This is a genomic window from Micromonospora sp. SD19, from assembly GCF_054462275.1.
The window spans coordinates 82,852-108,102 of record NZ_JBTLMN010000013.1 but is presented as its reverse complement, the minus strand read 5'-3'; the positions used below and the strand labels follow the sequence as shown (position 1 = coordinate 108,102).

The 25,251-nt window shown below is 71.7% G+C and carries 18 protein-coding genes; 4 read left to right on the top strand and 14 right to left on the bottom strand.

What is annotated here, in order from left to right; translation table 11 throughout:
* Positions 1-909 (top strand): carbohydrate ABC transporter permease, encoded by a 909-nt coding sequence (locus ACX27O_RS30265; RefSeq protein ID WP_030337778.1) that lies wholly within the window; start codon positions 1-3, stop codon positions 907-909.
* Positions 909-1,835, top strand: a complete 927-nt coding sequence (locus ACX27O_RS30260; RefSeq protein WP_030337779.1) for a carbohydrate ABC transporter permease — start codon at positions 909-911, stop codon at positions 1,833-1,835. The genes ACX27O_RS30265 and ACX27O_RS30260 overlap by 1 nt, the downstream gene beginning before the upstream one ends.
* A gap of 6 nt (positions 1,836-1,841) precedes the next feature.
* On the opposite strand, the gene ACX27O_RS30255 is transcribed toward ACX27O_RS30260, so the two are convergent.
* Both ACX27O_RS30255 and ACX27O_RS30250 read right to left on the bottom strand, forming a co-directional pair.
* Positions 1,842-3,533: an ABC transporter ATP-binding protein gene (locus ACX27O_RS30255; protein ID WP_245233777.1), complete on the bottom strand. Its 1,692-nt coding sequence runs from the start codon at positions 3,531-3,533 to the stop codon at positions 1,842-1,844.
* A gap of 50 nt (positions 3,534-3,583) precedes the next feature.
* A complete protein-coding gene (locus tag ACX27O_RS30250; RefSeq protein ID WP_458940484.1) occupies positions 3,584-5,332 on the bottom strand; it encodes an ABC transporter ATP-binding protein in 1,749 nt (582 codons plus the stop codon).
* 150 nt (positions 5,333-5,482) lie between these two features.
* Here ACX27O_RS30250 and ACX27O_RS30245 point away from each other — a divergent pair, with 150 nt between their 5' ends.
* Positions 5,483-7,162 (top strand): bifunctional 3'-5' exonuclease/DNA polymerase, encoded by a 1,680-nt coding sequence (locus tag ACX27O_RS30245; protein WP_435817723.1) that lies wholly within the window; start codon positions 5,483-5,485, stop codon positions 7,160-7,162.
* 245 nt (positions 7,163-7,407) lie between these two features.
* The gene (locus ACX27O_RS30240; RefSeq protein WP_030337783.1) at positions 7,408-8,001 is read left to right on the top strand and encodes a nucleotidyltransferase family protein; all 594 of its coding nucleotides are present in this window, start codon (positions 7,408-7,410) and stop codon (positions 7,999-8,001) included.
* A gap of 145 nt (positions 8,002-8,146) precedes the next feature.
* Here ACX27O_RS30240 and ACX27O_RS30235 read toward each other — a convergent pair whose 3' ends face one another.
* The 12 genes from ACX27O_RS30235 to ACX27O_RS30180 form a co-directional block, all read right to left on the bottom strand.
* A complete protein-coding gene (locus ACX27O_RS30235) occupies positions 8,147-9,556 on the bottom strand; it encodes a GH1 family beta-glucosidase (protein ID WP_210857895.1) in 1,410 nt (469 codons plus the stop codon).
* Positions 9,553-11,784 (bottom strand): alpha-xylosidase, encoded by a 2,232-nt coding sequence (yicI, locus tag ACX27O_RS30230; RefSeq protein WP_210857896.1) that lies wholly within the window; start codon positions 11,782-11,784, stop codon positions 9,553-9,555. The genes ACX27O_RS30235 and yicI overlap by 4 nt, the downstream gene beginning before the upstream one ends.
* A complete protein-coding gene (locus tag ACX27O_RS30225; RefSeq protein WP_210857897.1) occupies positions 11,781-12,668 on the bottom strand; it encodes a carbohydrate ABC transporter permease in 888 nt (295 codons plus the stop codon). Before ACX27O_RS30225 ends, yicI begins: the two co-directional genes overlap by 4 nt.
* A 1-nt stretch (position 12,669) precedes the next feature.
* Complete coding sequence (locus tag ACX27O_RS30220) at positions 12,670-13,638, bottom strand: carbohydrate ABC transporter permease (protein ID WP_358129231.1); 969 nt, start codon at positions 13,636-13,638, stop codon at positions 12,670-12,672.
* Between the two features lie 67 nt (positions 13,639-13,705).
* Positions 13,706-15,010, bottom strand: a complete 1,305-nt coding sequence (locus tag ACX27O_RS30215) for an ABC transporter substrate-binding protein (protein WP_030337788.1) — start codon at positions 15,008-15,010, stop codon at positions 13,706-13,708.
* An 84-nt stretch (positions 15,011-15,094) separates the two neighbouring features.
* Entirely contained in the window at positions 15,095-16,144 is a 1,050-nt protein-coding gene (locus ACX27O_RS30210) for a LacI family DNA-binding transcriptional regulator (protein ID WP_245233779.1), read from the bottom strand.
* A 377-nt stretch (positions 16,145-16,521) separates the two neighbouring features.
* Entirely contained in the window at positions 16,522-17,430 is a 909-nt protein-coding gene (locus tag ACX27O_RS30205) for an amidohydrolase family protein (RefSeq protein WP_030328734.1), read from the bottom strand.
* Positions 17,427-18,236 carry a metal-dependent hydrolase gene (locus ACX27O_RS30200; protein WP_030328731.1) on the bottom strand — a complete coding sequence of 270 codons (810 nt, stop codon included), beginning with the start codon at positions 18,234-18,236 and terminating at the stop codon, positions 17,427-17,429. Before ACX27O_RS30200 ends, ACX27O_RS30205 begins: the two co-directional genes overlap by 4 nt.
* 103 nt (positions 18,237-18,339) lie before the next feature.
* Positions 18,340-19,965, bottom strand: a complete 1,626-nt coding sequence (locus ACX27O_RS30195; protein ID WP_458940464.1) for a serine/threonine-protein kinase — start codon at positions 19,963-19,965, stop codon at positions 18,340-18,342.
* A gap of 119 nt (positions 19,966-20,084) precedes the next feature.
* On the bottom strand, positions 20,085-21,743 hold the full coding sequence (locus tag ACX27O_RS30190) for a serine/threonine-protein kinase (protein ID WP_458940463.1): 1,659 nt from the start codon (positions 21,741-21,743) through the stop codon (positions 20,085-20,087).
* Positions 21,744-21,826: 83 nt separating this feature from the next.
* Positions 21,827-23,161: a glycosyltransferase family 4 protein gene (locus tag ACX27O_RS30185; RefSeq protein WP_458940462.1), complete on the bottom strand. Its 1,335-nt coding sequence runs from the start codon at positions 23,159-23,161 to the stop codon at positions 21,827-21,829.
* A gap of 137 nt (positions 23,162-23,298) precedes the next feature.
* A complete protein-coding gene (locus ACX27O_RS30180; RefSeq protein ID WP_458940461.1) occupies positions 23,299-25,242 on the bottom strand; it encodes an amylo-alpha-1,6-glucosidase in 1,944 nt (647 codons plus the stop codon).
* Positions 25,243-25,251: the final 9 nt, after the last annotated feature.

The window sequence follows — 25,251 nt, the reverse complement described above, 5'->3', positions numbered from 1 at the left end:
ATGCGGCACGGCAAGTATCCATTCGTGATCGGGTTCCTGTTCGCCCCGGTCGCGCTGTACGTGACATTCGTGATCTGGCCGTACGCGCAGGCGTTCCAGATCTCGATGACCAACTGGCGGGGGCTCTCCGCCCCGCAGTGGGTGGGCTTCGACAACTACCGGAGGTTGCTCGACGACGGGGCCTTCTGGAAGGCGGTCCAGCACCACGGCGTACTGCTGCTTGCCCTGCCGCTGATCACTATCGCCATCGCCCTGTTCTTCGCCTTCCTGCTCAACGTGGGCGGCAAGAGCAGCGGTGGTCAACGCCAGGGGGTCTGGGGGGCGAAGTTCTACCGGGTGGTGTTCTTCTTCCCCCAGGTCCTGGCGGTGGCCATCATCGCGGTGTTGTTCCAGATGGTGTACCGGCCGAACGAGTCCGGTCTGATCAACGGCGTACTGATGAAGTTCGGCCTGGAGCCGATCCTCTTCCTGGTGAAGCCGAACCTGGCCCTCTGGTCGATCATCGCGGTGCTGGTCTGGCAGGCGGTCGGCTTCTACGTGGTGCTCTTCTCGGCGGGGATGGCCTCCATTCCCGGTGAGATCTACGAGGCCGCCGAGATGGACGGGGCGTCGAAGGTGACCCTGTTCTTCCGGGTCACCCTGCCGCTGCTGTGGGACACCCTCCAGGTGGCCTGGGTCTACCTCGGGATCGCGGCGTTCGACGCGTTCGCCATCGTGGCGGTGCTCTCGGTGGACGGTGGCGGCCCGGACGGCGCCACCACAGTGCTGGCCATGGAGATCTACCGCAACGCGTTCGTCTACTCGAAGTACGGCTACGCCTCGGCGATGGGCGTGGCGTTGTTCTTCCTCACCCTCACGTTCGCGGCGCTGACGCTGCGGCTCACCAAGCGGGAAAGCGTGGAGTACTGATGAATCCGCAGTCGACGCTGCCGCCCCCGGCGGCGCTGCCGCCGAAGACCGGTGACCCGTCCGCCCCCGCCGGGCCGGGGCGTAAGGGCCCCCGCTCGGAGGTACGGTTCTTTGCCAGCCTGGGGCACGTCGCGCTCGCCGTCTGGGCGGTGATCGTGATCGTGCCGATCCTCTGGACCTTCCTCGCCGCGTTCAAGAACACCAGCGAGATCTTCAGCAGCCCGTGGACGCTCCCGGCGGAGCTGCGCTGGGAGAACTTCTCCCGGGCCTGGACCAAGGCGCACGTCGGGCGGTACTTCCTGAACAGCGTGATCGTGGTGTCGTGCAGCACCTTCCTCACCATGCTGCTCGGCTCGATGGCCGCGTACGTGCTGGCCCGCTACAAGTTCTGGGGCAACCGGGCGGTCTACTTCCTCTTCGTCTCGGGGTTGGCCTTCCCGGTCTTCCTGGCTCTGGTGCCGCTCTTCTTCGTGGTGAAAAACCTGGGTCTGCTGGACACCCACACCGGCGTGGTGCTGGTCTACACCGCGTACTCGTTGCCGTTCACCGTGTTCTTCCTGGCGGCGTTCTTCAAGACGCTGCCGTCGTCGGTGGCCGAGGCGGGGATGATCGACGGCTGTGGGCACAGCCGACTGTTCTTCCAGGTGATGATGCCGATGGCGAAGCCGGGCCTGATCAGCGTCGCGATCTTCAACATCATCGGTCAGTGGGCGCAGTACCAGCTCCCGTTGGTGCTGCTCTCCAACGCCAAGGACAAGTGGGTGCTCACCCAGGGCATCGCCGACATCTCGGTCAACGCCGGCTACGAGGCGGACTGGTCCGGGTTGTTCGCCGCGCTGACCATCGCCATCCTCCCGATGATCCTCGTGTACGCGCTGTTCCAGCGGCAGATCCAGGCCGGCCTCACCTCCGGTGCGGTGAAGTAGGGCGTCTCACCGCTCGTCGACGCGGGTGTGCCAGGAGCGCCACAGGGCCGCGTACGCGCCACCGGCCGCCACCAGCTCGTCATGGCTGCCGATCTCGGTGATCCGGCCGTCCGCGAGCACGGCGACCCGGTCGGCGTCGTGCGCGGTGTTGAGCCGGTGCGCGATCGCGATGACGGTCCGTCCGGAGAGCACCGCGGCCAGCGCGCGCTCGGTCCGTCGGGCAGTGGACGGGTCGAGCGCCGCTGTCGCCTCGTCCAGGATCAGCGTGTGCGGGTCGGCGAGCACCAACCGGGCCAGCGCGAGCTGCTGGGCCTCGGCCGCACCGAGCTGACGGGCCCCGTCGCCGAGCGGGGTGTCCAGGTCGTCGGGGAGCGCGGCGAACCAGTCGGCGCCGACCGTGGCGAGCGCGGCGCGCATCTGGTCGTCGGAGGCGTCGGGCGCGGCGAACGAGAGGTTGTCGCGTACCGAACCGATGAAGACGTGGTGCTCCTGGGTGACCAGGGCGATCCGGCGGCGGCGCTCGGCCGGGTCGAGGTCGGTGACCGGGCAGCCGCCGATGCTGACGACACCCTGCCGTGGCGCGTCGATCCCGGCCAGCAGCCGGGCCAGTGTGGACTTGCCGGCGCCGGACGGGCCGACGACGGCCAGCCGCTCGCCGGGCTGCACCTCCAGGTCGATGCCGTGCAGCACGTCCGGCCCGTCGGAGTAGGAGAACCGTGCCCCCCGCACGACGAGCCGCTCACCTGGGGACGAGGCCGTCGTGCCGGGTGGTTCCGGCGGAACCATGCCGACACCGAGCACCCGGGCGTACGACGCGAAGCCGCGTTGCGCCTGCTCGGTCCACTGCAACAGGCGGTCCAACGGGTCGATCGCCTGTTGCAGGTAGAGCGCGGCGGCGACCACCGCGCCGAGCGACACCATGTCCCGGGCCAGCAGGTAGCCCCCGACGAGCAGGACCATGGCGACCGGCAGCGGGTAGCTGGCCTCGACGACCGAGAAGAACACGGTACGCAGCGCGAGGGTCGCCCGACGGGCCCGCCACACCAGCGTGACGCGGGTGGTGCCGTGGCGGACCCGCTCGTCGGCCAGCCGCAGCGCCTCCACCGTGCGGGCGCCCTCGGCGGTGGTGGTCAGCGTCTCGGTCAGCTCGGCGGCCGCCGCGCCCTCGGTGAGGTACGCGGAGCTGGCCCGGCGCAGATACCAACGGGTCACCGCCACGATCGACGGGAGCCCGGCCAGCGCGGCCAGCCCGAGCAGCGGGTGCAGCAGGAAGACCGCACCGAACAGCAACGTCAGCTGCACGGTGGCGATGACGATGGTGGGCACCACGTCGCGCACCGTGCTGCCGACCGTCGACACGTCGACGGAGCTGCGGGTGGCCAGGTCACCAGAGCCGGCGCGCTCGACGACCGAGACCGGCAGCCCGAGAGTCCGGGAGACGAACTGCTCGCGCAGTTCGGCGACGGCCCGTTCGCCGAAGCGGTGGCCGGCATACTGGGCGTATCGGGAGAGCAGGGCACTGACCAGGACACAGCCGGCGATGGCCAGTGCCAGCCGGTCCACAGTGGCCACGCCCGCGCCCGCGGCGACCCGGTCGACGATGGTGCCCAGCAGCCACGGCGGGGCGAGCCCGGCGACCGCGGCGGCGCTGTGCAGCGCCAGCACCACCCCGACGGCGCGCCGGTGTCGGCTGATCATGTCGCGCAGGGCCCGGCGTACGGTGGCGCGGTCGGCCACCGGCAGGCGGCTCACCGGTACGCCTCCTCGCTGCCCCGGGCCACCAGGTGCCGGTAGGCCGGGTCGCTGTCGAACAGGTCGGTGTGGCTGCCGGTGCCGGTGACCCGGCCGGCGCTCACATGCGCGACCAGGTCGGCCCGGCCGAGCAGCAGCGGTGACGTGGCGATCAGCACGGTGGTCCGCCCGGCCCGGGCGGTCCGCAGCCGCTCGGCGATCCGCGCCTCGGTGTGCGCGTCCACCGCCGACGTCGGGTCGATGAGGATCAGCACCTCCGGTTCGCGGTGCAGCGCCCGGGCCAGGCGCAGCCGTTGGCGCTGGCCGCCGGAGAGCGTCCGGGCGCGGGCGTCGATCGGGGTGTCCAGCCCGGCGCGCAGGGCGTCGACGACGTCCTGCGCGGAGGCGGTTCGCAGGGCCGCGCCGATCCGCTCGTCATCGTCGTCGGCCCCGGCGCCAAGGATGTCGCGCAGCGTGCCGGCGAACAGGTACGAGTCGTGGTCGGCGACGAGGATCCGGGCGCGGACCTCGTCCAGGGCCACGTCGCGCAGCGGCACACCGCCCCAGGTGACACCGCTGACCACGTACCGGCCGAGCCGGTCGGCCAACGCCACGGCCGTCGCCGGGTCGTCCACCGCCACGCCGGTCAGCGACCCGGCGCGCACTGTCAGCCCGGTCACCGGGTCGTGCAGGTCGGCCGGGCCGTCCGGCGCGGCCGGGCCAGGTGGCCGACGTGCCTCGGGCACGGAGCCGGGCCGGCGTGCCTCGGGCCGGCGTGCCTCGGGCGTGGAATCGGGCCAGCGGCGACCAGGTCCACCGACGTCGTCAGGTGTCACGTTGAGCAGGTCGGCGATGCGCCGGGCGGCGACCCGACCCCGGATCAGCTGGTGACTGCCCTCCAACAGAAACCAGACCGGCACGATCAGGGTCGCCACGTAGCCGTAGACGGCGACCAGCTCGCCGATCGTGACGTCACCGGTCACCGCCATCCGGGCGGTCAGCCACACCACCGCCGCCAGGAACAACCCGGGGATGGCGACCGTCGCCGCGTCGATCCAGCTGTTGACCGCGCCGACCCGGTAGCCCTCGGCGCGCAGCTCCTGGGACCGGGCCGCGTACCGTCGGGCGAACAGGTCCCGACCACCGACCCCGGCGAGCACCCGCAGCCCGGCCACGATGTCACCGGACCGGGCCGTGAGCGCGCCCTGTTGCCGCCGGTAGACCGATTCGGCCCGCTCCAGGCGACGCAGCAGCGGCCCCACGACCAGACCGACCACCGGCACCCCCACCAGCACGCAGAACGCGAGCATCGGGGAGATCGACCAGAGCACCACGGCGATCACCCCGTACGCGACGACCGCGCCGACGCCCGGCCCGGTCAGCGTCAGCACCTGCGCCGTCCAGTCGATGTCGGAGCCGCCGATGGTGGACACCTCGCCCGCGCCCACCCGGCGGGGCAGCACCGCGCCGATCCGGGACAGGTGGCGCAGCAGGACCTCCGCCGAGCGGGCCTTGGCGTCCTCCCGGATGAAGGTCATCGTGCGGTGCCGCATGATGCCCAGGTAGGACAGGCCCACGCCGGCGACCACGATCGCCGCGACCCAGAGCGCCAGCGCGCGGGTGTCGCCGGTGCGCAGCCCGTCGTCGACGGCCCGGGCGATCAGATAGGGCCGGGCCGAGAGCCCGATCATCCAGGCCGTGCCGAGCAGGCTGCCACGCAGCACCCGCCAGGGTTGGCAGCGGACCAGCCACCACAGGTAGCGCATCGGACCACGGGTGTCGGGGGTGCCAGGATCGGGATGCGGGATCTGCGGAGGCACCTGATCACGCTACCGACCGGCTCCGACACCGCACCGACCCGAATCCGGTGAGGTGCGCCTCCGTTTCTGTCGGACGATAGAGGCAGAATCACGTTCGTGCTGGTGGCGGTGGTGTCCGACGAACGCGGCGGGGGAGTGCTGTGCCCGCTGGACGCCACCGGCCAGCCGTGCGGCCCGGCGGAGACCGTCACCGATCTGGTCGCCGCGGTCGCCGCGCGCGAGGCCGCAGAGCGCCCCCGCTGGGTCTGGGCGACCGCCTCGGCGGTCTATCCGCCGCTGCTGCGCGCCGGCGTCCGGGTCGACCGGTGTCACGACGTGGAGTTGACCGAGGCGTTGCTGCTCGGCCACGCGGGCCGCTGGGGCGAGCCCCGCTCGCTGGCCGCCGCCTGGGCCCGGCTGACCGGCGCGGCGGTGCCGCCCGACCCGCCGCCGCGCGCCGCCGCACCACCCGGGCACGGGCAGGGCGCGCTCTTCGACACCCTGCCCGGTCCGCCGGGGCCGGGCATCGAGGCACTGACCCGGGTGTACGCGGACCAGCTCGCCCGGGTCGCCGGGACCGAGCACCCCGGCCGGTTCCGGTTGCTGGTGGCCGCCGAGTCGGCCGGCGCGCTGGTCGCCACGGAGATGGGCGTCGCCGGGCTGCCGTGGCGTGCCGACGTGCACAACGAGATCCTGCACGAGCTGCTCGGTGAGGCGTCCCCGGTCGGCGGGCCGCCCCGTCGACTTGCCGAGCTGGCCGCCCGGATCGCCGACGCCCTCGGCGTACGCGGCCTGCACGCCGACTCGCCGGCCGAGCTGCTGAAGGCGTTCGCCCGGGCCGGGGTGGAGCTGCCCAACACCCGGGCCTGGGTGCTGCGCGGGGTGGACCATCCGGCGGTGCCGCTGGTGCTGGAATACAAGGAGCTCTACCGGATCTGGACGGCGCACGGCTGGGCCTGGCTCGACCAGTGGGTGCGGGGCGGCCGGTTCCAACCGGAGTACGTGCCGGGTGGTGTCGTCTCCGGCCGGTGGGCCACCCGGGGTGGTGGCGCGTTGCAGATCCCCAAGGTGATCCGGCGGGCGGTGGTGGCCGATCCGGGTTGGCGGTTGGTGGTCGCCGACGCCGGCCAGTTGGAGCCCCGGGTGCTGGCAGCGGTCTCCGGCGACGCGCGGTTGGCGGCGGCGGGCGGTGCCGGCGACCTCTACGCCGCGTTGGCCCGGGATTCGTTCGGTGGCGACCGGGCGAAGGCCAAGGTGGCCCTGCTCGGTGCCATGTACGGGCAGACCGGCGGGGCCGCGGTGCCCGCGTTGGCGGTGCTGAAGCGCAGTTACCCGACGGCGTTCGGTTACGTCGAGGCGGCGGCGCGCACCGGTGAGACAGGTGGGTTGGTGCGGTCGTGGCTGGGGCGGACGTGCCCGCCCGGCTCGGCCGGGTTCGGTGAGCTGGGCGACGAGACCGCCGATCCGGAGGGGCCTGCCGATCCGCAGAGTCCACGGGCGCGTGCCGCGCGGTCGCGGGGGCGTTTCACCCGCAACTTCGTCATTCAGGCCACCGCCGCGGAGTGGGCCTCGACGTTGCTGGCGACGCTGCGTACGGAGTTGTCCGGCACCGACGCCGAGTTGGTGTTCTTCCAGCATGACGAGGTGGTCGTGCACGCGCCGGCGGGCCAGGCCGACGCGGTCGCCGAGGCTGTCAGCCGCTGCGGCGAGCGGGCCTCGGCGCTGCTCTTCGGTGCGACGCCGGTCCGGTTTCCGCTGGATCTGTCCATCGTCGACTGCTACGCCGACGCCGCCTGACCCGCGAGCGTACGCCGACCGTCGGGACACCGGCCAGGTCCGCGCCGTCGGGCGACCGCCGCGCCCTCGACGACCGGCACCGTCCGCTGCGTCGGGAGATGCCGGGCGTGTAACGGTTGTGCTATTTCTCCTTTTCGCCCCGCCACCCTCGGCTGGCCGTCCTCGTTGCAGTGTCCGTAGGAGGGGACGGATCTGTCACGGTCCGTTCCGTGCTGGAGGGGGCGCAGCTGAACCGGATCGCAGGAATGATCATCGCCGCAGGCGGAGGACGACGGATCGGTGGTCCCGAGGCGCTGCTGCACCAGGGGGGAAAGCCCCTGGTCAATCAGATGATCGACACGATGACCGAGGCGGGCTGCGAGCGGATCGTGGTCGTCCTGGGTGCCGCCGCCGACCAGGTCCAGGAGACCGCTGACCTGGGCAAGGCCACCGTTGTGATCAACAAGGCGTGGGGCACCGGAGTCGGCTCGTCCATCCGGGCCGGTCTGGCCGCGATGGACGACGACGGGATCGAGGCGGTGGTGGTGGTCCCGGTCGACATGCCGGGCCTGACCGCGACGGCGGTCCGGCGGGTGGCCGCGCTGCCGTACCCGGACGTGCTGGTCTGCGCCACCTACGACGGGTTGCGCGGCTATCCGATGTTGTTCGGCCGCCGGCACTGGCCCGGCATCGCCACCCTGGCCAGCGCCGACGTGGGCGCCCGGCCGTACCTGTTGGCGCACAAGGACCAGATTGTCGACATCGCCTGCGACTCGGTCGCCGACGGCAGCCGGATCGACACCCCGGAGCTGATGGATCTCTACGGCCTCACCGTCCCGCCGCAGCGCGTCGGGGTCTGAGGCGGCAACAGCCGTGGAAGCCCGACGGTAGGCGTTGCGTCGCGCTTCCCGGAATGCGTGATGCCTGTGAGGCATCAAGATGACTCACAGGCATCACGCTCGTCAGGACATGGCCGCAAGCTCGGTGCGGGCGTGGCGGGGTACTTCAGTCCTGCGCCGAGTCCAGCTCTCCGGTGGCGGCGAGGCGCTGGTACCAGTGGGCGCTGTCCTTCCAGGTGCGTACCTGGGTGTCGTAGTCGACCCGGATGATCCCGAAGCGACGGTCGTAGCCGTAGCCCCACTCGAAGTTGTCCAGCAACGACCAGACGAAGTAGCCGCGGACGTCAGCACCCTGGGCGCGGGCGTCGGCCATCGCGCCAATGTGCCGACGCAGGTAGTTGATCCGCCGCTCGTCGTGGATGCGGCCGTCGGCCGACACCACGTCGTCGAACGCCGCGCCGTTCTCGGTGATCATCATGGGCTGGTTCGGGTATTCGCGGTGCAGGCGCAGCAGCAGCTCGGTCAGCGCCGGCGGGTCGATGTTCCAACCCATCGCCGTGTACGGGCCGGGCTGCGGCAGGAAGTCGACGTCGTCGGCGGCGACCCACGGCGTGGAGGTCGACGCGCCGTGCCCGTCGGCGTCGGAGCGGGCCGACACCCCGTCCCAGGCCCGGACCAGGGTGCTGGAGTAGTAGTTGACCCCGAGCACGTCCAGCGGTACCGCGATCAGCTTCTCGTCACCCTCGCGGACGAACGACCAGTCGGTGACGGAGGCGGTGTCGGTCAGCAGGTCGGCCGGGTACGCCCCGTCCAGCATCGGGCCGAGGAACGCCCGGTTCGCCAACGCGTCGATCCGCCGGACCGCGTCCTGGTCGGCGGCCGAGTCGGAGGCACCCCGGACGACGTGCAGGTTCAGCGTCACCGACAGCTCGGCGGACGGGGCCAGCTCCCGGACCACCCGGCCGGCCAGGCCGTGCGCGAGGTTGAGGTGGTGCACCGCTGCCAGCGCCGCCGCCGGCTCGGTGCGACCCGGCGCGTGCACCCCGGAGGCGTAACCCAGGTACGCGGAGCACCACGGCTCGTTCAGCGTCGTCCAGGTGTGCACCCGGTCGCCCAGCGCACCGACGATGCCCGCCGCGTACTCCTGGAAGCGCAACGCGGTCTCCCGTGCCGCCCACCCGCCGGTGTCCTCCAGCTCCTGCGGCAGGTCCCAGTGGTACATGGTGGCCACCGGGCGGACGCCCCGCTCCAGCAGCCCGTCCACCAGCCGCGAGTAGAAGTCGATGCCCGCCTGGTTGAACCGGCCCGAACCGCCCGGCTGCACCCGGGGCCAGGAGATGGAGAACCGGTACGCGCTGAGCCCGAGGTCGGCGATGTGCCCGAGGTCGTCGGCCCACCGGTGGTAGTGGTCGGCGGCCACGTCCCCGGTGTCGCCGTTGAGGGTCCGGCCGGGGGTGTGGCTGTAGGTGTCCCAGATGGACGGGCCCCGCCCGTCCTCGGTCGCCGCACCCTCGATCTGGTACGCCGCCGTCGCCGAGCCCCAGATGAAGCTCTCCGGGAAGTGGTGTCGCGTCATCGTTCCGTCCCCTGGATCTCGCAGATGTAGCCCGTCGAGGTGCCGGCGACCAGTTCGGCACTGGCCGTCCCGCCCTCGTAGCGCACGTCGAACTCGGCGCCCGGTCCGTCGCCGGGTGACGGTACCCGTACCCGGACCCGCTGCCCGTCGGTCGGTGCGTACAGCCGCAGCCGCACGTCGTCGGCCCACTCGTAGTCCGGTCGGTCGGTGCGCGAGCCGAACGGGATGACCGCACCCGGGCGGGCCAGCACCGGCAGGCTGTCGAAGCCGTACTTCTCGGTCACCCAGGTCGGGCCGGTGACCTGCGCGCCGGTGACCAGGTGCGTCCAGGTGCCGGCGGGTACGTAGTACGTGACGTCGCCGTCGGCGCTGAGCACCGGCGCGACGAGCACGTCCGGGCCGAGCATGTACTGCCGGTCCAGGTGCGCGGTCGCCGGGTCGTCCGGGAACTCCAGGAACATCGGCCGCATCATCGGCGTTCCGTCGCGGTGCGCGTCCTCGGCGGCGGCCGCCAGATACGGCATCAGGCCGAGCTTGAGCTGGGTGAAGTGCCGCAGCACGTCGACGGCCTCGTCGTCGAAGGCCCACGGCACCCGGTACGAGCCGGACCCGTGCAGCCGGGAGTGCGAGGAGAGCAACCCGAAGGCCACCCACCGCTTGAACACCGCCGGGTCGGGAGTGCCCTCGAAGCCGCCGATGTCGTGGCTCCAGTAGCCGAAGCCGGACGCCGCCAGGGACAGCCCGCCGCGCAGCGACTCGGCCATCGCGACGAACGTCGACTCGCAGTCGCCGCCCCAGTGCACCGGGAACTGCTGCCCGCCGGCGGTGGCCGAGCGGGCGAACAGCACCGCCTCGCCCTTGCCGCGCTCGGTCTCCAGCAGTTCGAAGACCGCCTTGTTGTAGAGGTACGAGTAGTAGTTGTGCATCCGCTGCGGGTCGGAGCCGTCGTGCCACACCACGTCGGTCGGGATGCGCTCACCGAAGTCGGTCTTGAAGCAGTCGACGCCCATGTCCAGCAGCACCTTGAGCTTGCCGGTGAACCAGGCGACCGCGTCCGGGTTGGTGAAGTCGACCAGCGCCATGCCGGCCTGCCACTTGTCCCACTGCCAGACCGAGCCGTCGGGGTTGCGCACCAGGTAACCGGCCTCGCGGCCCTCCTCGAAGAGGTACGAGCGCTGCGCGATGTACGGGTTGATCCAGACGCACACCTTCAGGTCGCGTTCGTGCAGCCGGCGCAGCATCCCCTCCGGGTCGGGGAAGGTCGCCGGGTCCCAGACGAAGTCGACCCAGTGGAACTGGCGCATCCAGAAGCAGTCGAAGTGGAACACCGACAGCGGCAGCCCGCGCTCGGCCATCCCGTCGACGAACTCGGTCACCGTCTTCTCGTCGTACGAGGTGGTGAACGACGTGGACAGCCAGAGGCCGTACGACCACGCGGGGATCCGGGCCGGCCGGCCGGTGAGCGCTGTGTACCGGCGCAGCACGTCCTTCGGGTGGGGCCCGTCGATGACGTAGTAGGTCAGCGACTGGCCCTCGACGCTGAACTGGGTCTGCGTGACGACCTCGGAGCCGACCTCGAACGACACGTGCTCCGGGTGGTCCACGAAGACCCCGTAGCCGGCGCTGCTGAGGTAGAACGGCACGTTCTTGTAGGCCTGCTCGCTGGCGGTGCCGCCGTCGGCGTTCCAGATGTCGACGGTCTGCCCGTTCTTGACGAACGGGCCGAAGCGCTCGCCCAGCCCGTACACCGTCTCACCGACGCCCAGGGCGAGCCGTTCGTGCACGTGCCGGCGGCCTTCGGCGTCGGTGACGACGCCGATGCTGCGCGCCGTGGACGAGGTGACCAGCCGGTCGCCGTGCAGGAAGTCGACCCGCCACCCGTCGATGAGCGAGACCCGTGCGGTCAGCTCACCGGTGGTCAGCGTCGCGCTGAGCCCGGTGACGTCGACGGTGACCGGGTGCGTCTCGTCGGTGCTCAGCCCGAAGTGCGGTTCGCGGGGCAGCCCTCCGGTGTGGTGGGCGATCGTCACCCCGATGACGCCGGGGGCGGGGGAGAAGAACCGGACGGTGACCAGGGGACGGTTGAGGGTGTCGCCGCGTCCGGTGATCTGACCGGTCGGCGCGAAGACGGTGAAGCCGCGCTCGTCCGGCTCGACCGACTCCACGGTGCCGGGGCGCAGGACGCTGACGCCGGGGCGCAGCTGCCAGTACCCGTCGGTGAACTTCACTTCTCGGCTCCTGCCGTGATACCGCGCGCAAGGGTGCGCTGGAAGATGAGGAAGAAGAGGATGGCCGGCACCAGGCTGATCAGCGCGCCGGCGTTGGTGGTCGGGGCGTCCATCAGCCGGTCGCCCTGCAACGACGCGAGCGCGACCGGGATGGTCTGCGTCTGGTTGTCGATCAGCATGACCAGCGGGATGAGGAACTCGTTCCACGTCCAGATGAAGAAGAAGATGAGCAGCACCGCGAGGGTGGGCCGCAGGTTGGGGAAGACCACCCGCCACAGCACCGTCCACTTGCCGGCGCCGTCCAACGCGGCGGCCTCCAGCAGCGAGCGCGGGAACGTGCTCATCACCGAGGCGAGCAGGTAGGTGCCGAACGCGCTCTGGATCACGGTGAAGATGATGATCACCGAGAGCTGGGTGTTGTAGAGGCCGACCTGCTTCGCCACGTAGTACAGCGGGTAGATCAGCGCCTCCTGCGGCAGCATGTTCGCCAGCAGGAAGAGACCGACGATCCACAGCCGGCCACGGACCCGGCCGATGCCCAGGGCGTACGCGTTGAGCAGCGACACGGCGACGCCGAGCACCGCCACCGAGCCGGCGATGATCGCCGAGTTCCAGAACTTGAGCGGGAAGTTCACAGTGGTCCAGTAGGTGCGCAGACCCTTGGTGTAGAACTCCGTCGGCCAGCTCAGCGGCCCGCTCGACGAGTAGTCGCCGGGCGACTTGAACGCGTTGAGCAGCATGAACGCGAACGGCACCAGCATGACGAGCGCGCCGAGGAGGACCAGGACGAGCACCACCCAGCGGCTGACGCCGCGGTGGTGTCGGTCGCGTACCGGCCGGGCCGGCTTCACCGGCGCGGTGCTCGGTGTGAGCATGACGGCCATGTCAGAACCCCCGGTCCCGGCGCTCGCTGCGGGCCTGCATCCAGATGAAGATCCCGGCCACCACCACGATGATCAGGGTCAGCACCATGGAGATCGCCGAGCCGTAGCCGACCTGCAGCTTCTTGAAGAACGTGTAGTAGGCGAAGTACGACGGCACGTTCGTGGCGTTGTCCGGGCCGCCCCGGGTCAGGGCGAAGATCGGCCCGAACACCTTCAACGCGGCGATGGTGCAGGTCAGGGCCACCACGAAGGTCTCCGGCCGGATCTGCGGGAGGGTGATCGCCCGGAACCGGTGCAGCCAGTTCGCGCCGTCGACCTCGGCCGCCTCGTACAGCTCGGGGTCGACCCGCTGCAACGCCGCCATGAACACGACGACGGGGTAGCCGATCTGCACCCAGATCATCACGGCCATCACGGCCGGCAGGGCGGTGCCCGGGTCGCCGAGCCAGTCATGGCGGAGCGCGCCGAGACCGACCGCGTCGAGGAGGCTGTTGAACGCCCCGTCGGGGCGCAGGATCCAGCCCCAGACGATGCCGGCCACCACGACGGGCAGCACCTGCGGCAGGTAGAACGCGGCCCGCAGCGCGGCGGCGGTGCGGGGCTTGAACCGGCGGCCGATGACGTCGAAGAGCACCGCGGCCAGCAGCAGACCGAGCACGGTGGGCACCACCACCATCGCGACGAGCATCCAGACGGTGTTGCGGAACGACGCCCAGAACACGTCGTCGTGCAGCAACTGCTGGTAGTTGTCCAGGCCGACCCACCGGGGGTCGCCGATGCCGGACCACTTGGTCAGCGACAGGTAGAGGGTGCCGAGAAGCGGCGCGCCGATGACGAGGAGGAAGAGCACCGCTCCGGGGAGCAGGTAGAGCCAGTACGCCGCGTTGCGGCCGCGGCGTCGGCGGCGGGGCACGGGCGGAGTGGGGGCCGCGGCCGGCGGTGTGGCGGCGACCGTCTCGGAGACTGCCATGGAAGATCCTTCCCGGCGGGGCGGGCGGGCGCGCCGGTCGTGCCGGTCACGCCCGCCGCTCGCCGTGTCACTTGCCGGTGATCTCCTTGACGCCATCGGCGTACGGCTTGGCGATCGTGTCGAGGACCTGGTCGGGCGACTTCGAGCCGTTGATCAGACCCTGGAAGCCGGAGACCAGCACGTCGTAGTAGCCGGGGACCGGCCAGTCCGGGTAGAAGGCGAGCCCGTCGGACTTGCTGACCGTGTTGAAGTCCTCGATCAGCTTGCGGTCCTTCGGGTCGGTGATCTTCGACGCGTCAGCGGCGACCGGAACACCACCGTTGTTGCCGATCAGATCCTGGATCTCCGGGCGCAGGGTGATGTCGATGAAGTCGTACGCCAGGCTCTTGGCCTTGCTGTTCTCCGGGACCACCCAGAGGTTGCCGGAGGAGCCGGCCTGAAGGGTGTTGCCGGGGAAGAGGAAGGTGTCCCAGTTGGCCTTCATCTCGGCCTTGAACCGGCCGTACCACCAGCTACCCGAGACGATCATCGGAACCTTGCCGCCGATGAAGGCGGTGCCCATGTCCTCGGCCTTGAGGCTGGCCGAGTTCTTGGCGACGTAGCCCTTCTGCACCCACTGGGCGAAGGTCTCCGCGCCGTACTTGAGCGGGTCGGCCTTGAAGTCGACAGGGTTCTTGTAGAGCTGGTAGTTGTCGACGAACTGCCGGTCGGCCTTGGAGAGGGCGAGCTGGTAGAAGAGCTGCCCGGCGGGGTACTCGGCGCCGGCCATGCCCAGCGGGGTGATCCCCTTGCCGACGAAGGTGTCCATCGCGGCGGTCATCTCGGCCATGGTGGTCGGGACCTTGACGCCGTTGCTCTGGAACAGGTCCTTGTTGTAGTAGACGGTGACGTACTCGCCGTAGTTCGGCACACCGAACCAGTTGCCGGAGCCCATCACGCCCTTGTCGCTGTACCGGGCGGTGGTCTGCAGGCTGGGGCTGAGCTTGCCGGCCCAGCCGCGCTTGTCGGCCTCGCTGCTCAGGTCGGCCAGCAGGCCCTGGGAGGAGAGCAGCCCGGCGGTCGCGTTGCCCTTGTTGTACTCCATGATGTCCGGGCCCTCGGACGAGTTGATGATCATGCCAGCGTTCTGCTGGATCTGCTCGAACGCCTTGCGCTCGAAGCGCACCTCGACGCCCGGGTGCTCGGACTTGAAGATCTCGATCGCCCGGTCCCAGCCGATCCCCATGGCGCTGTTCTCGCTCTCGTAGTGCCAGAGCTTCAGAACCTTGGCGTCGCTGCTGTCCCCGTTGTCACCACCGCCGCAGGCGGCCACGGTGGTCGTCGCGGTCGCCGCCAGGGCGATCGCGGCGACGAGCCGGTGGAATCGCTGCATTACTATCCTCCTCGTTGAGTACTAGCCGGTACTTCACGGGGCCCGTCGTCGCGTTGCAGCGCGATGGCGGGCCGTCTTAGCTGGTCAGCCGCCGTCGTTCGACGCCGGACCAGAGGTAGCCAGTGCCGGCCGCCGGGGTGCGGCGGTCGACCCCCGGATCTCCAACGTGCACGGCAGCAGTTGCTGGTGACGAAGGTCGGCGGGGCCGTCCAGGTGGCGCGTCAGCGCCTCGATCGCGATCCGGCCCAGCGCCGAACCGGGGGACGTCATCGCGGTCAGCGCGGGGGTGGCCAGTTCGGCGACCTGCGGCGAGGTGACCATCGAGACGACGGAGACGTCGTCGGGCACCGACAACCCCCGGCCGGTCAGCTCGCCGAGGATGCCGAAGATCGCCGTCTCGTTCATGGCCAGCACCGCGGTCAGCTCCGGGGCCTGCGCGAACGCGGCGGCCAGGGCGGCCCGCCCGCCGGCGGCGCTGTCCTCGGCGGCGATCATCACCGGATCCAGGCCGTGTCCGGTCATCGCCGAGGTGAAGGCGTCCCGGGTACGCAGCGCCGGCCCGTAACCGCTGGCCAGTGTGGCGGCCGAGTGGTTGACGTAGACGATCTGCCGGTGCCCGAGACCGACCAGGTGCGCGACGGCGTCCCGGACGGTCTGGTCGAAGTCGATGTCGACGTAGGAGAGCGTGCTGGTGTCGGCGGTGCGGCCGATCAGCACCAGCGGCACCCCCGCCTCCTGGAGCACGGTGACCCGCTCGTCGGCCAGCTGCACCTCCATCAGCACGACCCCGTCGAGCATCCGCTGGCTGGCCAGCCGGCGCAGGTCGTCGAGGTTGCCCCCGCCGACCGGCGAGAGCACCAGGTGGTAGCCGGCGACGCTGGCCGCGGCGGCGGCACCGGTGACGAAGGCGGTCTCGGTGGCACCGAGGCCCCGCTCGTCCATCGGCATCAGCAGGCCGAGGATCCGGCTGCGGCGACTGGCCAGCCCTCGGGCCATCGCGTTGGGCTGGTAGTCGAGCTGTGCCATCGCGGCGAGCACCTTGTTGCGGGTGGCCTGCGAGATCGGCCGGGCGCCGGTGAGCACGTACGAGACGGTGCTGACCGAGACGTGGGCGAGGCGGGCGACGTCGTGCATGGTGGCCACCGCGTACCTCCTTTGGCCTGCTGTGGAACCGCTCCCGGAGACTTCGTCGAAGCGCTTCGACGAAGCGGTTCGACAGGACGCTAGGCCACCTGTTACGGCGACGTCAATAGCCGATGTCGAAAAGAATTCAGTCCGTGTCCGGCCCTCGGGCCCCGGGGCTGCGCTCCTGGCACGCCTCAAGATCGCGCTCGATCCTGGTTGTAGTCCCCTCGGGTCGTCGCGGAAGCCGCTACACCAAGGATCGAGCACGATCTTGAGGGCGCGGCGGGGGTGGCGGGAGGGTGCGGCGGGCGCGGCGGGGCGGCGGGGCGGCGGGCGCGGCGGGCGCGGCGGGCGCGGCGGGCGCGGCGGCGGGAGGGTGCGGCGGGTCAGGCGAGGTCGAAGAGGGCGGCGGCGCTGTCCCAGCAGACCGCGCGCAGCCAGTCGTCGCCCAGGTCCAGCCGGGCCAGCCCGGCCACCTGATCGGCGTACGGGTACGGGATGTTCGGGAAGTCGCTGCCCAGCAGCACCTTGCCGGCCAGCCCCAGCTCCCGCAACCGGGGCAACTCGTCGGCGGGGAAGGGGACGAACTGGTCGAAGAAGGGCGTGAACGCCATTGTGGTGTCCAGCCGAACCCGCTCGTACGTCTCGGCGAGGTCCAGGAACGCCCGGTAATCCGGGGCGCCCAGGTGCGCCACCACGGCGGTCAGCCGAGGGTGGCGGGCGAGCAGGGCGGCGAACGGGTCCGGGCCGGTGTGGGCGGTGCCCACCGGGGCGTGCCCGGCGTGCACCACCACCGGCACACCCGCGTCCGACAGCATTCCCCACACCTGGTCCAGTGCCGGATCGGTCGGTGCGAAACCGCCGACCTGCAGGTGCAGCTTGAACAGCCGGGCACCCTCGGCGAGGGCCGCCTCGACGTACGCGGGGGCCTCCGGCTCCGGGTAGAACGTGGCCGAGGCCAGGCAGCCCGGGGTGTCGCGGGCGAAGTCCAGCGTCCAGCGGTTGAGGTCGGCCGCCATGCCCGGCCGGTGCGCGTACGCCAGCGCGCTGAACGCCCGCACCCCGAGCCGGCGCAGGTGCGCGACCCGGTCGGCGTCGCTCCACCGGTAACGGATCGGCCACTCGGTGCCGACCAGCGGCCCGGCGGCGTCGAAGTAGGCCCACACCCGACGCAGCAGTCGCGGCGGCAGGAAGTGCACGTGCACGTCGGCGAGGCCCGGCAGCCCCAGCGCGCGGCAGAACTCCGGTACGCGCTCGTCGGCGACCGGCGGGACGACCGGCGCCGGACCGGTCATATCTCGATGTCGAATCGGCTCAGCACGGAGGGCGCGACCAGGCCGACGGTGGCGAGCGCCGAGACGGCGGTCAGCGCGATGCGCATGCCGACCACCTCGGCCTTGCTGCCGACGCGCAGGGCGATGCGGTTCGGCAGGCCGATCATCATCCACATGCGCCGCTTGATCGGGATCGGCCAGAGGATCGGCACGCCGGCACGGGTGATCATGTCGCCGAGGATGTGCACGAAGCAGCCCACGCCCAGCGCGGTGCCGATCAGCGGATAGCCGCGTCCGCCCGGCAGGTTGGCGTAGGTGAACCAGGCCGCCCCGGCCGACGCGAGAGTGATGATCACCCAGCCGGCCCGCTCGGCCCACTCGTCGAACAGCCCGCGCAGCGCCAGGCCGAACATGAAGAACAGGATGGTGATGACGGCCCACTTGCCGTACGCGGCGCAGAGCGCGGTGGTGCCCCAGCCGACCAGCACGGTGAACGGCAGCGTGTGGGTCAGCGTCCGGTGCCCGTTGTTGCGGCGCGGATCCTTGCTGAGCTTCGTGGCGTAGTAGACCCCGAGGGAGACCTTCTCCATCACCTCGGCGGCGAAGAGCGAGAAGACCCCGAAGGTACGGGCCACGGTGGCCCCACCCTGGTTCTTGGTCACCTTGCCCGACATGTCGAGGTCGGGGAAGAGCGCGCCACCGGCGCACACCGCGGTGCCCACCGCCAACGCGAGCGGCGACTGGTGGTAGTCGGCGAACTGCTCCAGTGCCCAGGAGCCAGCCAACCACACCGCCGCGCCGGACAGCGCGTGTTGCGGTCCCATCATCTCGGCTCACCCTCCCCAAGGATCTTGAGCGCCCAAAACTACGCCACTGTAGTCAGCCTCAGCGCCGCAGGGGCATCACCCGTCAGGTCCACATCGGACGGAGTTACGGGGTGGGGGTGAAGCTCTGCCGGATCATCGGCAAGTATGCCGCGTTGACCTGCCAGTCGAACTCTTCTGTCAACCAGGAGACGGTGTACGAGCGGCCCGCCGACGTGTTGATCAGCAGCCGGAAACTGTGCACCGCAACGCCGAGGGCGTTCAGCCAGCCGCACTCCCACACCGCGCCGCCCTCGAAGATGTCCATCGCGGAGATGTCCACCTTGCGATAACCCGGCAATGCCGCGCTCGTGGTCAACCGCGACTCCTCGGCCTTCCAGTACGCCACCGGATCCGCGCGGGCCGGACCCGCCTCGACGCTGAGCACCCGGGACCCGCTGGACCTGCGGAAGCAGGTCACCGGACCTTCGGTCCAGCGCGCCCAGCCCACCGGCGCGGCGATCCGGAACCCGGTCGGGTCGTCGTGCCAGGTCCACCCCTCGGGCAGCCGGTATCTCGCGTCGGCCGGCGGGGACACCGACACCACCGGGGTGGCCGACGGTGGCGGGGACGACGCGCAGGCGAACGCCGCCGGCCGGTGGGTCGGTGCGCCGCCACCCGCGCCGGACGGTGGGGTCCGCTCATCGTGCCGACCGACCAGGGCCAGCGTGACGCCGCCCGCGACGAGCAGGGCCGCCGCCGCACCGCCCAGGGCGATCAGGCGGCGTCGCCGGACGGTCCGGCGCGGTGGGCGCGGGGTCTGCGTCGCCGGTTCGTCCGACGGAGGCGCCGGTTCGACCGGGTGGGGCGTGCTCGCCCGGCCGGCGCTGCGGACCGCCGCGACCGCCGCCGACCGGGCCGGCGCGGCGGGCTCGTCGGGGCTCGCCGCGGCGCTGCGCAACAGCGGCTCCACCTCGAGGGCGGTCAGCCGCCGCCAGGGGTCCCGCTGCAACAGGCCGGTGAGGACGGGACGCAACGGGCCGGCCCGACGCATCGGGTCAGGTGGTTCGGTGGCCAGTGCGCTGAGCGTCGCCATGGCGCTCGACCTCGCGTACGGTGACTGCCCCTCGACCGTCGCGTAGAGCGTCGCGCCCAGCGACCACATGTCGGTACGCGCGTCGGACACCCCTTCGCGGGCCCGCTCCGGCGCGACGAACTGCGGTGAGCCGAGCACCGTGCCGGGCCCGGTCATCGTGCCGTCGCCGCCGTCGAAGGTGGCCAACCCGAAGTCGGTGAGCATCACCCGCCCGTCGTCGGCCACGAGCACGTTGTGCGGCTTCACATCGCGGTGCAGCACTCCGGCGGCGTGCGCGGCCCGCAACGCGGCGAGCACCGCCAGCCCGATCCGGGCGGTGCGCGGCGGACTCAGTGGCCCTTCGGCGCTGATGATCTGCTGCACCGACCGGGATGGCACGTACTCCATCACGATCCAGGGGCTGTCCCGGTCGTGCACCACGTCGTAGAGGCGGACCACGTTGGGATGGTTGAGCCGGGCGGCGGTGCGTGCCTCCCGCAGGGTGCGCAGCCGCAACTCCGCACGTTCGGTCTCGGCCAGCCAGGACGGCGGCACGACCTCCTTCAGCGCCACGTCGCGGTGCAGCATCTCGTCGCGAGCAAGCCACACCCGGCCCATTCCGCCGGTGCCGACCAGGTCGAGCAGCCGGTACCGACCCGCGATCAGCAACTGATGCACGGTCGCTCCCCCTCGGTCACCCCGGGATCCACGATAGCCACCAATGTCGGCTTTCTCATCCACTGTGCGGCCTCGATCCAGACCGGACGGTGGTCCGGATCATGGCCATACGGTGCAGGTCAGCGGGGTGGTCGGAAACTCTTTCGCACCATTTCCCAGTCGCCGGCCGCCCCGGTCCAGTCCTCGTCGAAGGTGATCCAACCCAGCGTCCAGCGGTCGGCGCCGAGGGTCTGCTGGCGGGCGCGCAGCCACCGCCCGTGCGGTGTCTGCCAGCGACACTCCCACTCGGCGGCGCCGTCGCCGGTGGCGAGCCGGATCTCGTCGTAGCCGGGCAGGGCCCCCGCCGCGGCTGCCTTGTCGCGGAGGGCGCGCACCCGCTGCAGCGGATCGACAGCGCCGCCCTCGGCGACGCTGAAGGCCCGGCCGGTCGCCGGGTCCTGGAAGCACACCACAGTGCCGTCGCGGGAGGTCCACCACGTCGCCGGTACGGAGACCCGGAAGCCGGTGACGTCGGCGTACCAGATCCAGCCGGGCGGCGGTTGGAACCCGTCGCCCGCGCTCGGAGTGCCGGCCCGTACGGGCGTCCCGACGATGTCCGGGCGGACACACGCGAACGGGGGTGGGGGAACACCGCGTCCCCTCGGCAGCGGGCCGGGACCGAGCGGCCCGGCGCCCGGCGTCGGAGAGGACCACCCGGTGACGTCGCCGGGCTTGTCACCGGTGATGGTCAGTGCGGTGCCGACGCCGGCCACCACGGCCACCAGCAGCGCCACGGCGACCACCGCCACCCGGCGCGCGGTACGCCCGGCGGCGGACGGGTCCGGTGCGGGGGAGGCAGCACCGGCTTCCGTCGCGGCCGGGTCGGGCAGCGGAATGGTGGGGTCGAGGTCGTCGGCGGCGGTGCCCGGGTCGAGCGCCCCCGGCGCCGGCCCGTCGGCCGAGGGGCGGTCGGTCACCGCCGGTGGGTCGGCCCGGCCGCCCGCTGCCGTCCTGAGCAACCGACGGGCCGCGTCGTGGCCGAGGCGGTCGTCCGGGTTGCGGCGGAGCAGCCCGTGCAGCACCGGCGCGAGCGCGCCGGCGTGCGGGGCCGGGTCCGGCGGACCGGCGGCCAGCGCGCTCAGGGTGGCCATCGCGGTGCTGCGGGCGTACGGGGACTGCCCCTCCACGGCGGCGTGCAGTGTCGCGCCGAGCGACCACAGGTCGGCGGCCACCGAGGACACCCCGTCGGAGGCCCGCTCCGGGGCCACGTACTGCGGAGAGCCGAGGACCATGCCGGGGCGGGTCATCGCGCCGTCGCCACCGTCGAAGGTGGCCAGCCCGAAGTCGGTGAGCATCACCCGCCCGTCGTGCGCCACGAGCACGTTCTGCGGTTTGATGTCGCGGTGCAGCACCCCGGCGCTGTGCGCGGCCTGCAATGCGTCGAGCACGGCCAGACCGATCCGGGCCGCGCGGGCGGGCTCCAGGGGCCCCTCGGCGTCCACGACGTCCTGGAGGGTGCGGGACGGGACGTACTCCATCACGATCCAGGGGCTGTCGTCGACCGCGACCACGTCGTAGAGCCGGACCACGGCGGGGTGGTTGAGCCGGGCCGCCGCCCGCGCCTCCCGCATGGTGCGCAGGCGCACCTCGGCCCGGCCACGATCGTCAAGCCAACTCGGTGGCACGATCTCCTTGACCGCCACCTCGCGGTGCAGCATCTCGTCGCGGGCGCGCCACACCCGACCCATGCCCCCGCGACCCACAAGGTCGAGCAGTCGGTACCGACCGGCGATCAGCACCTGTGCACGCTCCTCCTCAGCCGCTGTTCGGGCTACACCCTAACCAGCGGATCGGAAGTCACCTATAGGTCATCCGACGTACGTCAGCACGCGGCGGGGTCGGCCCGGGTCAGCAGATTCCCCTCCGGGATGGCGATCCGGGTCCGTCCGCCGGCCAGCCGGGCAGCGGCGCGGCGGGCCTGGACGGGGCCGTGTTCGCGCCGAGCGGTGGCGTAGCTGGCGGCGGTGCGGGCCGCGATGGTCGCCCAGCCGTACCGTTCGCCGACCATGGTGCGTGCCTGGCGGGCCAGCCGTCGGGCGAAGACCTCGTCGCCGAGCAGTTGGCCGACCGCGCCGGCGAGCGCGTCCGGGTCACTGTGCGGGAACGTCACCCCGGTCACGCCGGGTTCGACGATCTCGGCGAGACCCCCGGTCCGGGCCACGGCGAGGGGCGCTCCGGCGGCTGCCGCCTCCAGCGCCACCATGCCGAACGGCTCGTAGAGGCTGGGGACCACTGTCGCGTCGGTGGCGCCGAGCATCGCCGGCAGTTGGGTGGCGTCGAGAAAGCCGGTGAACCGGACCGTCGAACTCAGCGCCAGCCGCCGGGCCTCCGCCTCCAACTCGGTGCGGTACGGGCCGTCGCCGGCGATCACCACGCGCAGCCCCGGATGCCGCTCCCGCAGCCGGGGTACGGCGTGCACCAGGTGCTGGACACCCTTCTCGTAGACCAGCCGTCCGGCGTACCCGACCAGCGGGCCGTCCCCGGCGAAGCGCGCCCGGGCCGACGCGACAGCTCGGGGACGGGCCCGCCAGGCCCGGTCGTCGACCCCGTTGGGTACCACGTCGACCTGGCTGGCCGGCATGTCGAAGAGCGTGGTCACCTGCTCGCGCATGTACCCGGAACAGGTGATCACCCGGACGGAGGAATTGCTGAGCCAGTGCTCGACGCCGTGGATGGTGCGGTTCATCTCCTCCGGCAGCCAGCCCTGGTGCCGACCGGCCTCGGTGGCGTGCATGGTGGTGACCAGGGGCAGGTCCAGGTGCTCGGCGAGGGTGACGGCCGTGTGGGCGACGAGCCAGTCGTGGGCGTGGATGACGTCGTACGAGCCGGCTTCGGTGGCGCGCAGCGCGGTGCGGGTGAGGGTGTGGTTGAAGGCCATCGTCCAGGCCAGCAGCGAACCGGTGGCGAGGGGGAAGGTGACCGGGTCCTCGGGAGCGCGCAGGATGCGTACGCCCTCGGCGTACTCCTCCAGGGGCGCGCCCTCGCTGTGCCGGGTGACCACGGTGACCTCGTGGCCGGCGGCGGCGAGGGCGACGGAGAGGGCGTGCACGTGTCGACCGAGACCGCCGACGAGCACCGGCGGGTACTCCCAGGAGAGCATCAGCACCCGCAGCTGTCGGGCGGGGTTGATGTCGATCACGTGGGCATCGAGTGACATGCGGCCCCCTTTGAGTTGTCCCCGGGCGCGCGCCGACCGACACCGGAATCGATGTCGCCGTCGCGTCTGGATCGGGGCCAATCCTGCCGGGATCGCGATAACCAGCGGCGACACCACCGTTGCGGTCGTGTAAAGCGCTACTGGCTCTTTCGCCGCACCCGCAGCAGCTCGGCCACCGACCATGCCTGGAACGGGCACCCGGTAGCGGTGTGCGGCGCGAGGCCATCGGCCGTCTCGCTCACCGAGCCTATCCCATATTCCATCAAATGGGACTCAATGCCGACGAACACGTCATCGACGGACATCTTCTCCCGGCGGGCGGCATCCACGTACGGGCCGAGCAACCACGGCCACACAGTGCCCTGGTGGTAGCCCCCGTCCCGGTCGGCGGGGCCACCCCGGTGCCGGCCCACGAACTCCGCGGAGTCCGGTGCGAGACTGCGCGGCCCGAGCGGGGTGAGCAGCCCCGCCGCCACCCGGCGCAGCGTCTGCTCGTCCGGCTCCATCGGCGCGTACGGCAGCGACCAGGCCAGCAGCTGGTTGGGGCGCAACGCGTCGTCGTCGTGCAGGGCCGCCCCACCCAACGGGTACGCCGGCGCGGGCGCGTCCAGCACGTCGTGCAACCACCCGGTCGGCGCCGGGAACCGCTCCCGGAACGAGGCGGTGGCCTGCGCGTGGAGTCGCCACAGCCCGTCGGCGTTCCGTCCGGCCAGCTCGGTCAGCTCCGCGAGCCCGGCCAGGCCATTGATCCACAACGCGTTGACCTCGACCGGCTTGCCGGTACGCGGGGTGACCGGCACCCCGTACACCCGGGCATCCATCCAGGTCAGCGCGGTGCCGGCGGCACCCTGGGTGAGCAGGCCGTCGGTCGGGTCGACGCGGATCCCGTACCGGGTGCCGGCGACATGAGCGTCGATCACCGTGTGCAGGGCGGGCAGCAACGCGTCGCCGAGGTCGGTGTCGCCGGTGACGGTGACGTGCCGGCTCACCGCGTGCAGGAACCACAACGTGCCGTCGACGGTGTTGTACTCCACCCGACCGGTGTCGGCAGTGTTGGCGAGCATCCCCTCGGACAGCGTCGCCGCGTACGCCCGCAGCAGGTCCCGCCCCTCGTCGGCGCGGCCGGTGCAGAGGAACAACCCCTCGTACGAGATCATCGTGTCCCTCGACCAGGCCCCGAACCACGGGTACCCGGCGACCACGTCCACCGCCGCGTGTTCGGTGCGCACCACGAACGCGTCGGCGGCCAGCGTCAGGGTCGCCGCCACGTCGTCGGCCGGCTTCGCCGTCGCCACCACCCGCCGGTTGCGCCGTCGGGCCGTCGCCACGATCTCCGTCGCCGGCGGCGGCTCCTCGTCGAGTCGACCGGCCCAGGCCCGCACCGACACGGTGTCACCGGGGCGTTCCAGCTCACCGGAGAAACGGCCCGCGTACCAGACGTCCTCGTCCGGGTGCAGCCCCCGGTTGGCCTCCTCGCGATGGTGCACGCCCAGCCACCACTGCCCCTCGGGGGCCCAACCCGGGCCGGCGAGCCGGTACGCGCCCTCGACCACCGCGCCGTCGGCAACCGCCTCGACCTGGGGGATCGGGCCGTCGGCCCGCCGTTCGCCGTGCGCGTCCCGCCAGGTGCAGGCGGCCGACAGCTCCAGCCGGACGGGGCCACCGGCGACCAGCCGGTGCACCACCGCGACACAGGAGCGGCCGGGCAGCATGGCCAGCTCCCGTTCGATCACCACGTCGCCGATCCGCCACCGCCACCGGGGCAGCCCGTCGACCAGGTCGAAGCGCTCCAACAGCTCGAAGCCGCGCGGGTCGACGTCACCCGAGGCCCACTCGTGCGCGCCGAGGCGCACCCGCGTGCCGGACGGCAGTGTGACCGCCGGATCGAGACTGACCAGTCCCACCTGGCGGGACGCCGGCGTTTCGCCGGAAACCACCAACAGACCGTGGTAGCGACGGGTCCGCAGCCCGCCGACAGTGCCCATCGCGTAGCCGCCGAGACCGTCGGGGACCAGCCACTCCCGGCTCGCGGCGCTGGTCAGATCGCCGCAGACCTGCGGGCCGAAGTGAATGTCGATCAAGTTTCCTCC

Coding starts and splice junctions, on each gene's coding strand:
- ACX27O_RS30220 (WP_358129231.1), bottom strand. CDS start 13,638: ATGGCAGTCTCCGAGACGGTCGCCGCCACACCGCCGGCCGCGGCCCCC.
- ACX27O_RS30235 (WP_210857895.1), bottom strand. CDS start 9,556: ATGACGCGACACCACTTCCCGGAGAGCTTCATCTGGGGCTCGGCGACG.
- ACX27O_RS30260 (WP_030337779.1), top strand. CDS start 909: ATGAATCCGCAGTCGACGCTGCCGCCCCCGGCGGCGCTGCCGCCGAAG.
- ACX27O_RS30250 (WP_458940484.1), bottom strand. CDS start 5,332: ATGCGCTACCTGTGGTGGCTGGTCCGCTGCCAACCCTGGCGGGTGCTG.
- ACX27O_RS30210 (WP_245233779.1), bottom strand. CDS start 16,144: ATGCACGACGTCGCCCGCCTCGCCCACGTCTCGGTCAGCACCGTCTCG.
- ACX27O_RS30255 (WP_245233777.1), bottom strand. CDS start 3,533: ATGATCAGCCGACACCGGCGCGCCGTCGGGGTGGTGCTGGCGCTGCAC.
- ACX27O_RS30205 (WP_030328734.1), bottom strand. CDS start 17,430: ATGACCGGTCCGGCGCCGGTCGTCCCGCCGGTCGCCGACGAGCGCGTA.
- ACX27O_RS30225 (WP_210857897.1), bottom strand. CDS start 12,668: ATGGCCGTCATGCTCACACCGAGCACCGCGCCGGTGAAGCCGGCCCGG.
- ACX27O_RS30200 (WP_030328731.1), bottom strand. CDS start 18,236: ATGATGGGACCGCAACACGCGCTGTCCGGCGCGGCGGTGTGGTTGGCT.
- ACX27O_RS30265 (WP_030337778.1), top strand. CDS start 1: ATGCGGCACGGCAAGTATCCATTCGTGATCGGGTTCCTGTTCGCCCCG.
- ACX27O_RS30240 (WP_030337783.1), top strand. CDS start 7,408: ATGATCATCGCCGCAGGCGGAGGACGACGGATCGGTGGTCCCGAGGCG.
- ACX27O_RS30215 (WP_030337788.1), bottom strand. CDS start 15,010: ATGCAGCGATTCCACCGGCTCGTCGCCGCGATCGCCCTGGCGGCGACC.
- ACX27O_RS30185 (WP_458940462.1), bottom strand. CDS start 23,161: ATGTCACTCGATGCCCACGTGATCGACATCAACCCCGCCCGACAGCTG.